Raw genomic sequence first — 12,582 nt, forward strand, 5'->3', positions numbered from 1 at the left:
GCGATCGGTGAGTTCTTCCTGAGCAGGGAATCGCGGCGGACGTGGCATGCGGTCAGGCGAGGCCCGCGCGGCGGGCGAGCACGGCGGCCTCCATACGGGAGGCGGCCGCGAGCTTCGCGAGCACGCGGGAGACGTGCGTCTTCGCGGTGGCCTCGCTGATGCCCAGTTCGCGGGCGAGCTCGGCGTTCGAGCGGCCCCGGCCGAGGGCTGAGAGCACGTCACGTTCGCGGTCGGTGAGCGAGTCGAGCCCGGGCACCGGCTCGGGGCCGGCCGGATCGGGAGTCGAGGCGAAACGGTCGAGCAGGCGCCTGGTGACCTCGGGCGCGAGCGCGCCCTCGCCGCGGGCGACCGCGAGCACGGCCTCGCGCATCGCGGGTCCGCTCGCGGACTTGAGCAGGAAGCCGGCCGCACCGGCGCGGACCGCGCCGAAGACCACCTCATCGAGGTCGAACGAGGTGAGCACGAGCACGTCGGCGAGCCCGTCGGCCACGATGGCCCTCGTCGCCTCGATGCCGTCGGTGCCCGGCATGCGCACGTCCATCAGCACCACGTCGGGGCGCAAGGCACGCGCGTTGCGGATCGCCGCAGCGCCGTCGGCCGCCTCACCCACCACCTCGATGCCGTCCCCGTCGAGCAGCAACCGGAGCCCCGCCCGGATCGCGGCGTGATCGTCGGCGAGCAGCACGCGCACGCTCGTGGGCTGCTCAGTCACGACATGCTCCTCGGCACGCGGGCGCGCACGAGCCATCCGTCGCCCGCGGGCCCCGCCTCGAGCACGCCGCCGAGCCGTTCGGCGCGCTCGCGCATGAGGTCGATCCCGTGGCCGGTGCCGCGCGACCCGGCCTGCCGCCGGCCTCCGGTCGAGGTCACCGTCACCTCGACCGCGTCGGATGCGTCGTCGAACCGGATCTCGACCTCGGAGCCCGGGGTGTGCCGAGCCGCGTTCGTGAGGCTCTCGCCGACGACGCGCGCGAGCGCCTGGTCGACCGCGGTCGGCACGACCGGCACGTGACCGACGAGCGAGGCGCGCACCCCGTCGGCGCCCGCGACGAGCTCGGGCAGCTCGGCGAGCCTCGGCGGGGCCACGAGCGGGTCGTCGCCCGTGCGCAGCACGACGATCATGGACCGCATCTCGTCGAGGCCCGCGACGCTCGCCGCGCGCACCGCGCGGAGGGCCGCACGGTCACGCTCACCGGACTCCGCCGCGAGCGCCGCCTCCGCGTTGATCGCGATGGCCGACAGGTTGCCCGCGATGACATCGTGCAGGTCACGCGCCATGCGCTCGCGCTCCTCGCGCACCGCCTCGTCGCGCTCCAGGGCGATCAGCCGCTCGGCATCGCGAGCCCGCGCCTCCGACACCGCGGCGAGCTCGCGGCTGCGCCGCACCGACATGCCCCACCAGTACGGTGTGCCGAGCAGCACGAAGGCCTGCAGCGCGAAGAACACGCTGTTCCTCAGGTCGTTGCCGGCCAGCATCGGTGCGATGAGCGCGGCCGCGACCACCAGCACGATGACGGCGAGCAGCACCCGCACCCGGCGTGGAGCGCCGTACAGGACCGCCGAATACAGCAGGTCGAAGAACACGAGCAGCATGCCGAGGCTGCCGCCCAGCACGCCGTCGGCGAGGAACAGCGCCGAACCCACGGCGAGCGCGGTGAACGGCAGCCGCCGCTTCACGAGCATGGCCGCCGACCCGAGCAGGATGGGCAGCAGGTGCCAGAGCGGGTCGATCGCCTGGACCCAGGGCGCATCGATCCAGAGGCCGCTGATGCCGAGCAGGGTCAGGCCGACCCCGGCGACCGCGGTGCCGAGCGCGGCGAACGCGTCGGGGTGGGCACGGTACGCACGCGCCGCACGCGCTCCAAGCCCATCCGCCGCCATGCCTCTCATCCCAGCACATCGCCGAGGGCGCGCGCTCCGTCGAACGATGTACGTCGCCCACGACGTTCGCCCGACGCGCAGCGCACGCTCGCGTACCGACGCTGGAACCATGACCATCGAACTCGGCCTCACGCTGGCTGCGCTCGCGCTCGTCGACAGCCTCAGCATCGGCACGCTGCTCATCCCCCTGTTCTTCCTCGTCGCGCCCGGCCGGGTGCGCGCGGGCCGCGTGCTGCTCTACCTGGGCACCATCGCGGTGTTCTACTTCGCGGTGGGCATCGCGCTCACCGCGGGCGCCGGCGTGATCGTCGAGGGCGCCGCGGGCGCGCTCGAGACTCCGGCGGCGCGCTGGCTGCAGCTCGTCATCGGCGGCGCGCTGCTCGCCGGCAGCTTCTTCATCGGCCGGAAGCAGCCGGCGGAGTCCCCGGCAGTGCGCGCGCGAGCCGCCGGCACGCGCGCGACGGTGAGTGACGCGAGGGTCGCCGCCACGTCGGGTGGCGAGACGGTCGGGCGCGAGACGGCCGGCGGCGAGACAGTCGGCGGCGGGTCGGATGACTCGGGCGCGACGCCGGCCGGACCGCGACGCCCCGGCCGGCTCGCGCGGTGGCGTGAGCGTGCGATGGGCGACGGCCCGCCCGCGATCGTCGTCGGCCTCGCGCTCGGCGCCGGGCTCATCGAGCTCGCGACGATGCTGCCGTACCTGGGTGCGGTCGGCATGATCACGGCCGCGGGACTTCCGCCCGAGGTGTGGATCGGCGTGCTCGCCGCCTACTGCGCGGTCATGATCGCGCCCGCGCTCGTCCTGCTCGCGGGTCGCGTCCTGGCACGGCGCCTCGTCGAACCCCCGCTCCGCCGCCTGGCGGGATGGCTCGAGCGGAACTCGGCGGAGAACACGGCGTGGATCGTCGGGATCGTGGGGTTCCTGGTCGCGCGGGATGCGGCGACGCAGCTCGGGCTCTTCTGATCGGGCTGCTGACCGGGCGCGGCTGCGACGAGGCATCCGTGGGTCTCGGTCCCGCTTCGCGGGGTCTCGATACGCTTCGCTACTCGACCAGCGGCGGGGCTGCGGTGACGCGATCGAGGAATGCGACCGTCTGCTCGAGCGCGGTGTGCGCCTCCTCGAACTGTGCGAGGTGGAACTGGTACTCGTGCGGCAGCGCGGGCTCGTGGTGCTCCGCCCAGAAGAGCGCCGTCACGTCGACGCCCGCCGCCGTGAGCGCGCGATGCATGGGCACCGACTGCAGCCAGGTGAGGCCGTCGCCGTTGCCACCAGTGATGAACGTCGCGGGGAAGTCCGCGGTCACGAACTCGAGGCTCGACATGAGGGTCGACTGGGCAGTGTCGGACCAGTTCTGCTCGCCCGTGTAGGCCCAGAGCGCGGTCTTGAACCCCCATCCGGCGAGGCCGCCGAGGTCGGCCATGCCCTGCAGGTCGTAGACGCCGCAGTTCAAGACGATTCCCGCGAGCTGGCTCGGCTCGATGGCGGGTTCGATGCCCGCGAGCGTCTCGTAGTCGGGATTGGTGATGAGCACGGCGAGCTGGCTCGCGAGCTGCGACCCCGCCGAGTCGCCGGCGAGCACGAGCCGGCCGGGATCGATGCCGAGCTCGTCGGCATGCTCGACGAGGTAGCCGAGCGCCTCGTTCAGCTGCCGGACCGCGGTCGGGTAGGTGGCTTCGGGCCCGACCGTGTAGTTCAGCCCGACGGTCGTGTACCCCTCGTTGGCGAGGATACGCAGGTAGGGGTCGACGTTCGCCTTCGAGCCCGAGATCCAGGCGCCGCCGTGCACCCAGACCACGGTCGGCAGCGGCTCGGTGCCCGCGCCGGGGCTGAACACGTCGAGCGTCGTGTCGGCGCCCGCCGACCCATCGGAGTACTGCACGTCGAGGTGCTCCGCGAGCGGGGTGTCGGGGACGTACGGCGTCATCTCCTCGACGGTCTGCGCGCCGCCCCGCTCGAACACGGCACGGATGAGCATCGCCGACGGCCACGGCGTCGACCGCAGGACGATCGCGACGACGACCGTGCCGAACACGATGATCGCGGCCGTCCAGCCGAGGCGGCGGCGGCCCCGTTCGGAGAGCCGGAGCCGGTGCCACCAGCGATGGCGCGTGCGGTTCTGCTCTCCGTCGGCCGAAGCGGTCACCGATGGTCCTCTCCCCTTGAAACGACAGACCGGCCTGAAACGACAGACCGGCCTCAGTTTGGCATGGCGGCGAACGGCCGGGTCCGCAACCCGGGCGGATGTCGCGGGCCGAGCGCATACTCGGACAGAGCCGGCATTTCGGATCAGAGCGGGAGGTGCGCGATGAGCGCGTGGACCGATGACGAGCTGCACCGGATCGGCGAGGCCGAGGAACTCCAGGTCGCGTCGTACCGAGCGGACGGATCGCTGCGACCGTACGTGACCATCTGGGTCGTGCGATCGGGCGACGACCTGTACGTGCGCTCGGCGTACGGCCCCGAGAACGGCTGGTTCCGCCGCGCGAAGGCGAGCCGCACCGGCCGAGTCCGGGCGGGCGGTGTCGAACGCGACGTCGCGTTCGTCGACGCCGACCCCGAGACGCACGCCGCACTCGACGCGGCCTACGAGGAGAAGTACCGTGCGCATCCGCCGCGGGTGGTGCAGACCGTGGTCGGCCCCGACGTCGTGGAGACCACATTCCGGCTCGCACCGGCCGACACCGCCTGACCCGGGCACGGGCCGGCGAAGCCCGGCTAGACGATGATGACGGGCTCGCCGTACGCGGCGAGCCTGTCGTCCAGCGCAGCCCAGAGCAGGAGGTGGGTGTCGAGCAGGAAGATCATTCCTCGCCCTCGAACGTCAGCCGGCCTTCGCAATGGCGATCAGGCCGGCCGGATGCCGGTCGCGCGCCGAGACGTAGATCTCACCGAGCTCCGGGTTCACCGAGACGCCGTAGACCTTGTTGCCGAACTCGTGGGCGCTCAACCGCTCGACGAGCGAGAGATCGGCGGTCGAGTACAGCGAGACGCCGCTGGCGTTGAACGTCGTCGACTGGTGGCCGGCGATGAGCAGTCCGGCCTCGGGATCGACGGCGAGCGAACGCAGGTCGGCGGACGCCATCGGGATGCTGCCGGTCAGCTCGAGCGTCGTGCCGTCGAGCACGCGCACACCCTCGGTCGAGCCGTCGCTGTCCGCGGTCCCCACGTACAGGCGGTTCGCGACGCCGTCCCACGCGATGCCGTGCGAGCGCCATGGCGAGCCCACGGTCGGCGTCATCGTGATCGGCGCCCCCGTCGTGGCATCCATCACCTCGACGCCGCCGTTCCGCGTCGCCCCGAAGACGCGCTTGCCCTCGAGATCGACGTCGAGACCGCGCACGTTCGCCTGGAAGGCGAACGGGCCACGCTTCAGCGCCCCGGTCGCGGCATCCATGACCAGCCAGTTCGCCGCGTACGCGACGTAGAGCTCACCGGATGCCTCGTCGAGGGCGACATCGCGCACGCCCTCGTCGGCGGCGGTCGGTGCCGGAACGTCGAGCGTCCGGACGAGCTCGTCGGTCGCGGGGTCGATCTCCCAGACCCGCGCCGGCCGCATCTCGTTGCCGACGAACAGGTGCCCGGACCGCGTGTCCACGACCGAGCCGACCGGGCGGTCGTCGGCCTCGGGCACGTCCGTGGCCGACGCGATCACGCCGAGCGGGCGAGCCGCCCATACGGGTGTGCCCGGGTCGGTCGGGTCCGTGGGATCCGTCGGGTCCGTGGGGTCGTCGAGCACCCGGACGCTGACCGTCACCGCAGCGCCGACGAGCTCCTCACCGGGCGGGTTGAGCCGGAAGTCGCGGTTCGAGACGAAGACCCGCTGACGTTCCTCGTCGACCGCGATGCCGTACCCGTCCTTGCCGTAGGCCGGGTCGGCGAAGTCGCCGAGCGTCGTGCCGGTCGAGAGGTCATGCACCGAGAAGCCGCCGGAGCCGGCGGTCGTGCCCGTGTACCCGACGTAGAGCAGCCCGTTCGTGGAGTCGATGTCGACCTGGCGCGGGTTGGGACGAGTCGCCTTGCCCCAGAGCTTCGCGTAGCCGTCGGTCGCGTCGAACGCCTCGATGTTGACGACGTCGGTCAGGTCGTGGAATTTCGTGCTCACGACCGTGCCGGAGGCGGGGTCCGCCGCGACGTAGTACGCATCGGCCGTGCCGTTGATGACACCCAGCGAGGCGCCCGTCTCGGCGTCGAGGACCTCGATGCCGCGCGACGGGATCGCGCCGTAGACGACACCCGCCTCGGGATCGACGTCGATCGAACGGTTCGACTCGATGAACGCGTACGGCCCGCGCACGACCTGACCGAACGTGTCGTCCGCGATCGAGACGACCACCCAGTTCCGGTTCTGCTGACCGACGTAGAGCAGGTCGCGCTCATCGTCGATACCCAGATCCCGGATGTTCTCGGGCAGCGCCATCTCACGCAGCACCGTGTCGGTCTCGGGATCCATCTCGAAGATCTTCCGGCTGTTCTGGTCGCCCAGGTACAGCACGTCACGTGACTGCGAGTACGCCACACCCGCCGCGAGGTTCGCGTTCTGCTCGTTCACCGAGGAGAGATGCCCCGCCGATTCGTAGGCGAGCTCCTCGGGCAGGACGCGCTCGCTCACGGTCACGGCCGCACCGACGAGCTCCTCACCGGGCGGGTTGAGCCGGAAGTCGCGGTTCGAGACGAAGACCCGCTGACGTTCCTCGTCGACCGCGATGCCGTACCCGTCCTTGCCGTAGGCCGGGTCGGCGAAGTCGCCGAGCGTCGTGCCGGTCGAGAGGTCATGCACCGAGAAGCCGCCGGAGCCGGCGGTCGTGCCCGTGTACCCGACGTAGAGCAGCCCGTTCGTGGAGTCGATGTCGACCTGGCGCGGGTTGGGACGAGTCGCCTTGCCCCAGAGCTTCGCGTAGCCGTCGGTCGCGTCGAACGCCTCGATGTTGACGACGTCGGTCAGGTCGTGGAATTTCGTGCTCACGACCGTGCCGGAGGCGGGGTCCGCCGCGACGTAGTACGCATCGGCCGTGCCGTTGATGACACCCAGCGAGGCGCCCGTCTCGGCGTCGAGGACCTCGATGCCGCGCGACGGGATCGCGCCGTAGACGACACCCGCCTCGGGATCGACGTCGATCGAACGGTTCGACTCGATGAACGCGTACGGCCCGCGCACGACCTGACCGAACGTGTCGTCCGCGATCGAGACGACCACCCAGTTCCGGTTCTGCTGACCGACGTAGAGCAGGTCGCGCTCATCGTCGATACCCAGATCCCGGATGTTCTCGGGCAGCGCCATCTCACGCAGCACCGTGTCGGTCTCGGGATCCATCTCGAAGATCTTCTGACTGTTCTGGTCGCCCAGGTACAGCACGTCGCGCGACTCCGAGTACGCCACACCCGCCGCGAGCCGGGCGTTCGACTGATTGACCGAGCCGAGCGACTTCACGACCTCGTAGTCGACCTCGCCGGTCGGCGTCTCGGGGCCCTCCGGGTCGTTCGGGTCGGGGTCGGGGTTGCCGCCGCAGCCGAGGCACGGCTGCACGGGACCCGGGTCGATCTCCTGCGGATCGACGCCATCGGTCACGAGCTTGCCCGAGGCATCCTTCGTGATGGTGACGCCGTCGAAGAACTCCCCGTCGGCCGTACGCGACTCGTACCGGAGGGTGCCGTCGGTGACGTCGACCAGCTGGTAGAACTGCTTGCCGCCGTCGAGCCGGCGCAGGTGGGCGTCGTTCTCGTTCCAGAGACGCGGACCGTACTCGTACAGCTTGACGCTCGCGCTCGAGCCGACGTACACCGGGCCGGTCGAGCTGAGCTCGGGGTCCGCGCCCGCAGGCAGGTTCTGCTCCGAGGCGAGCGTGTTGCCGCGGCCGTACGCGTGATCGTGGCCCTGCAGCACCAGGTCGACGTTGTACTGCTCGAGGATCGGGCCCCAGACCGTGCGGATGCCGAGGTTGTTGCGGCCCTCGTCGAGCGAGTACACCGGGTGGTGGAACAGCACGACGGTCCACGTGTTGGGGTTGTCGGCGAGCACCGCCTCGAGCCACTCGGCCTGGATCGACAGGCCCTCCTCGGAGGTGATGTTGCTGTTCAGGGAGATGAAGCGGACCCCCTCACGGTCGGTGAAGTAGACCGTGCCGGCGAGCTCCTCGTAGACGCCGCCCTCGCCCGACGGCCCATTGGCCGGGTACGGCAGCTGGGCGCGCCAGGTGCGCGAGAGTCCGCCGTCGTACTCGTGGTTGCCCGGCGTCGTGATGAGGTTCTGCGTGCCGAGCGAGTAGGAGAACGCGTCGAAGACCTCACCCCACTGGGCATCCGAGTTCGCGTCGTCGACGAGATCGCCGATCTGCACGACGACGTCGGCGTTCGGACGGTCGCGGAAGGCGTTGCGGAGGACTCGCGAGCCGTCGCTCAGGATGCCGTTCTGAATGTCGCCCAGGAAGATGAACGACGTGCTGCGGTCGGTCGCGCTCGCCGTCGCGAAGTCCTGCCACTCCGAGAAGTTCGTGCCGTCGCCGACGCGGTACATGTACTCCGTCCCGGCCTGCAGGCCGGTGATGGTGGCGGAGTGCAGGTTCTGCTCGTACCCGAGGTCGGTCGTCACGGAGGTGAAGGTCGCCTCCGCCTCGAGCACGCCCGACGGATACGGAGCCGGCGTCAGCGTGCGGTACTGCACCAGTCCGCGGTCGGTGTCGGCCGTCGTGCGCCAGGTCACCGTCTGCTGCGTGGTCGGGTCCGCGGCGGGCGTGAGCACGATCCGGTCCGGCAGGACCGACGGCGCCCAGCGTTCGGCGGGAGCGACCGGGGCGGCGACGGCCGCCGGCGCGGGAGCGGTCAGGATGCCTCCGCCGAGCAGCACGGCGCCGGCGAGCGCGCCCGCCGCGACGCGCCACGGCGCTCGCCGCCGGGTACGGGTGCTGGTCATCGGGATACGGCCTTTCGGGGGTTCGGTTCGGAAGGATGGGCGTCTCATGCGGCCTGACCGCCTCGACGCGTACGGACGACGAACGTGATGCCGGCCGCGGCGAGCAGCGCGCCGAGCGCGGCGAGGCCGCCACCGGCCCACCCGGTGTCGGCGAGTCCGCCGGCCGGTGACGGACCTGCAGGCCGGGTCACCAGGAGGGCGGCGCGCGCGATCGCACCTGAGCCGAGGCCCTCGACGACGATCTCGTGCTCACCTGGCACGGTGTCTCGGGGGATCCGCACCGTCGCCGTGAGCGCACCGGATGCATCCGCGCTCACCACCGCGAGTTGCGCGGGCTCGGAGTGCAGTTCGATCGACACGCGCTCCCCCGCCTCGAAGCCGGCACCACGAAGGGACAGCTCGGCGCCGGGTGCCGCCTGACCGGTGGACAAGGTCACGGTCGCTGCGGCCGGATCGGTCCCGGGGTCGGTTCCCGGGTCGGTCCCGGGATCGGTGCCCGGGTCGGTGCCGGGATCGGTGCCCGGGTCGGTGCCGGGATCGGTGCCGGGATCGGTGCCCGGGTCGGTGCCAGGGTCGGTTCCCGGGTCCGTGCCGGGATCGGTGCCCGGGTCCGTGCCGGGGTCGGTCTCGAAGCCCCAGCGTGTGGATCCCGGCCCGGAGGGCCACGCGTCGTCATCGCTGACGAGCTTCTCGCCCGAGGCATCCTTCTCGATCGTGAAGGCGTCGAAGAGCGCGCCGTCGACGGTGCGCGCCTCGACGTGCAGCTCGTCCGCGGTGACATCGACCGTCTGGAACAGCTGGACATCGCGGCCGACCACGCGCAGGTTCGCCTCGTTCGCGGTCCAGTTGTTCGCCTCGGCGGGGTCGGGCACGTACATCTTCGGCCCGGCGACGGAGACGAGGTAGACCGGGCCGGTGTGGCTGGTCTCGGCGTCGGCGCCTTCCGGCAGCTCCGCCTCGTTGGCGAGCAGGTTGCCTCGGCCGTACGCGTGATCGTGCCCCTGCACGACGAGGTCGACGTCGTACTGCTCGAACAGCGGCAGCCAGGCCTCGCGAAGCGCGGCGTTGTCCCGGCCGGACGTCACCGAGAAGATCGGGTGGTGGAACTCGACGACCGTCCACCGGTTCGGGTTCTCGGCGAGCATGCCCTCGAGCCACTCCGTCTGGGCGGCGAGGCTCGCCGGGTCGAAGCCCTGCGTGCTGTTGAGGGTGATGAAACGCACGCCCTGGTAGTCGACGGCGTACACCGTCTCGCCGAGGCCCGCGCCCTCCGGACCGTTGGCGGGGTACTCGAACTGGGCGTCCCAGTGCTCGGAGAGCTCGGGGCCCGGGTAGTACTCGTGGTTGCCGGTCGCGGCGATGACGTTCAGGTACTGGTTCGAGAACGCGGCGGCCTCATGCCACTCGCCCCATTCGGCGTCCGAGGTCTCGGTGTCGATGAGGTCGCCCGCGTGCACCACCGCACGGGCGTACGGTCGCGCCTCGAACGCCGCGCGGAAGGCGCGGGAGGTGTAGGCCTTGTTGTCGTTCTGCGCGTCGCCCTGGACGAGGAAGCTGAAGTTGCCGACCTCGTCCGCCGCGGTCGTGAACTCGAGCCACTCGCTCCAGGTCTCGCCGTCGCCGACGCGGTACAGGTACGTGGAGCCGGGCTCGAGCCCGTCGATCGTCGCCGAGTGGTGAGCGATCTCGTAGCCGTAGTTCGACTCGAAGCCGGTGGTCGTCGCCTCGACCGTGCGCGCCGCGCCGGGATCGACCGGATCGACGGTCAGGGCGGTGAGCTGGACGCGCGGCGCGGTGACGTCGCTCGCGGTCCGCCAGCTCACGCTCTGGCTCGTCATGGGCGTCGCCGTGGGAGTCAGGATGACCCGGTCGGGCACCGCGGAGGGAACGAAGACCGTCGCCGGCGACACCGCCGGCGGGTTGAGGCCGCCAGCGGCGACGGCGATCCCGCCGCCGAGGCAGGTGAGGCCGAGCACGGCGACCAGGCCGCCGGCGGCGAGCGCGGTTCCGCGCGCGAGGAACGTGGTTCGGAGCTTGCTCGCCATCGCGCGGCAGCACCTTTCGTCGGATGAACGGGGGTGGGGGGACGCGATCCGGAGCGAAGCAGCCGTATGCGCCGATGCGAACGTATCGATGACGGTCACGGCACGCCGGCCGCATCCGCGAACGGTCATCGACACTTCACCGGACGCGCCGGGCGTTCATCAGCCGGACACCCGCGGGCGCCCCCGTCCGCGCCGTGGACACCCCGCCCGACCGGCGGACCCGAGGGAACCTCGCTCTATCGGGGCGCCCTGTACACGACTACGATCCGGTGCTGTCCTGAGGTTCCGGCACGTTCGGAGGGTCGCCATGACCGCAGCAGCCGCACCCAGCACACCTCGAGCGCAGCTCCGGCGGGTCATCGCCCCGCTCGCGCTCGCGCAGTTCATCTGCAGCTTCGCCGGCTCGAACATGAACGTGATGATCAACGACATGAGCCGGGACCTCGACACGACCGTGCAGGGCATCCAGGTCAGCATCACGCTCTTCCTGCTCACCATGGCGGCGCTCATGATCCCGTGCGGCAAGCTCACCGACCTGTTCGGACGGAAGCGGCTCTTCATGCTGGGGCTCGCCGTGTACGGCCTCGGCGCACTCGTGAGCGCCGTGGCGCCCGGTCTCGGCGTGCTCATCATCGGCAACTCGATCCTCGAGGGCGTCGGCACGGCCCTGCTCATCCCGCCCGTCTACATCCTCACGACCGTGCTGCTGCCGGACATCCCCACGCGGGCTCTGGCGTTCGGCATCATCAGCGGCATGGGCGGCGTGGGCGCCGCAGCCGGGCCGCTCATCGGCGGGCTCATCGCGACGAGCATCAGCTGGCGAGCGGCGTTCGTGTTCCAGGCGCTCATCATCGTGGTGATCCTGCTGCTCAGCCGAAACCTCGAGGATCCGATCCCCGCCGACCCGAAGCGCCCGTTCGACACCGTCGGTGCAGTGCTGTCGGCGGCGGGCCTGATCGTCCTCGTGCTCGGCATCCTCGCGGCCGACAACAGCCTCGCGCTCATGGCGATCGGGCTCGTCGGCGGCGCCGCACTGCTCGCGGTGTTCTTCTGGTGGGTGGGCCGGCGGCAGCGGCACGGCAAGGAGGCCCTGCTCTCGCTCGAGCTCTTCCGCAACCGGACGTCGAACTTCGCACTGGTCACGCAGAACGTGCAGTGGCTCGTGCTCATGGGCTCGTCGTTCGTGGTGTCCGCGTACCTCCAGGTCGTGCACGGGTACAACGCGATCGAGACTGGGGTCATCTTCACCGCGGCGACCGTCGGACTGCTGCTCACCTCGGTGGCCGCCGGGCGGCTCGCGCGCACGTTCGCGCAGCGCACGCTGATCCTGGCCGGATTCGTGCTCACCGTCGGCGGCGTCGGCGTGCTGCTCTGGCTCGCCACGGCGAGCACGTCGGCCTGGTCGTACGCCCCGGGGCTCTTCCTGCTCGGCTCGGGCATCGGGCTCATGCTGACCCCGTCGGTCAACGTCGTGCAGTCGGCGTTCCCCGAACGGCTGCAGGGCGAGATCTCCGGCCTCTCGCGCAGCGTCTCGAACCTGGGGTCGTCGCTCGGCATGGCGATCGCCGGCACCATCCTCGTGGTCAACATCGCCGACGGCAGCCGCGCCTACGGCGACGCCATGATCTGGCTCGCCGCGATCAGCGTCATCGGTCTGATCGCCGCGCTCCTCCTGCCGCGCAAGGTCACCGCGGCGACGGACTGAGCCCCGAGGCATCCGCACCGCCCGCATCGCCCGCATCGCCCGC

The 12,582-nt window shown here is 71.2% G+C and carries 8 protein-coding genes; 3 read left to right on the plus strand and 5 right to left on the minus strand.

The window, feature by feature from the left end:
- Window positions 1–52: 52 nt before the first annotated feature.
- Together RH864_RS04975 and RH864_RS04980 are read right to left on the minus strand one after the other, a co-directional pair.
- Window positions 53–712 (minus strand): response regulator transcription factor, encoded by a 660-nt coding sequence (locus RH864_RS04975; protein WP_310516419.1) that lies wholly within the window; start codon window positions 710–712, stop codon window positions 53–55.
- Window positions 709–1,881 carry a sensor histidine kinase gene (locus tag RH864_RS04980; RefSeq protein WP_310516420.1) on the minus strand — a complete coding sequence of 391 codons (1,173 nt, stop codon included), beginning with the start codon at window positions 1,879–1,881 and terminating at the stop codon, window positions 709–711. The genes RH864_RS04975 and RH864_RS04980 overlap by 4 nt, the downstream gene beginning before the upstream one ends.
- 109 nt (window positions 1,882–1,990) lie before the next feature.
- Between RH864_RS04980 and RH864_RS04985 the strand changes: the two genes are divergently transcribed.
- Window positions 1,991–2,845, plus strand: coding sequence for a GAP family protein (locus RH864_RS04985; RefSeq protein WP_310516421.1), 855 nt, complete (start codon window positions 1,991–1,993; stop codon window positions 2,843–2,845).
- A 79-nt stretch (window positions 2,846–2,924) separates the two neighbouring features.
- Here the strand turns inward: RH864_RS04985 and RH864_RS04990 are convergent, their stop codons facing one another.
- Window positions 2,925–4,025, minus strand: coding sequence for an alpha/beta hydrolase (locus RH864_RS04990; protein ID WP_310516422.1), 1,101 nt, complete (start codon window positions 4,023–4,025; stop codon window positions 2,925–2,927).
- A 162-nt stretch (window positions 4,026–4,187) separates the two neighbouring features.
- Here RH864_RS04990 and RH864_RS04995 point away from each other — a divergent pair, with 162 nt between their 5' ends.
- Window positions 4,188–4,571: a DUF2255 family protein gene (locus tag RH864_RS04995; RefSeq protein WP_310516423.1), complete on the plus strand. Its 384-nt coding sequence runs from the start codon at window positions 4,188–4,190 to the stop codon at window positions 4,569–4,571.
- A 132-nt stretch (window positions 4,572–4,703) separates the two neighbouring features.
- Here the strand turns inward: RH864_RS04995 and RH864_RS05000 are convergent, their stop codons facing one another.
- Both RH864_RS05000 and RH864_RS05005 read right to left on the minus strand, forming a co-directional pair.
- A complete protein-coding gene (locus RH864_RS05000; protein ID WP_310516424.1) occupies window positions 4,704–8,789 on the minus strand; it encodes a metallophosphoesterase in 4,086 nt (1,361 codons plus the stop codon).
- Between the two features lie 44 nt (window positions 8,790–8,833).
- Entirely contained in the window at window positions 8,834–10,834 is a 2,001-nt protein-coding gene (locus RH864_RS05005; RefSeq protein ID WP_310516425.1) for a fibronectin type III domain-containing protein, read from the minus strand.
- 307 nt (window positions 10,835–11,141) lie between these two features.
- Here RH864_RS05005 and RH864_RS05010 point away from each other — a divergent pair, with 307 nt between their 5' ends.
- Complete coding sequence (locus RH864_RS05010) at window positions 11,142–12,539, plus strand: MFS transporter (RefSeq protein WP_310516426.1); 1,398 nt, start codon at window positions 11,142–11,144, stop codon at window positions 12,537–12,539.
- The last annotated feature ends 43 nt before the right edge of the window (window positions 12,540–12,582 follow it).

Origin of the sequence: Agromyces aerolatus, from assembly GCF_031432255.1 — a bacterium.
In the GTDB taxonomy this organism is placed as follows: Bacteria; Actinomycetota; Actinomycetes; order Actinomycetales; family Microbacteriaceae; genus Agromyces.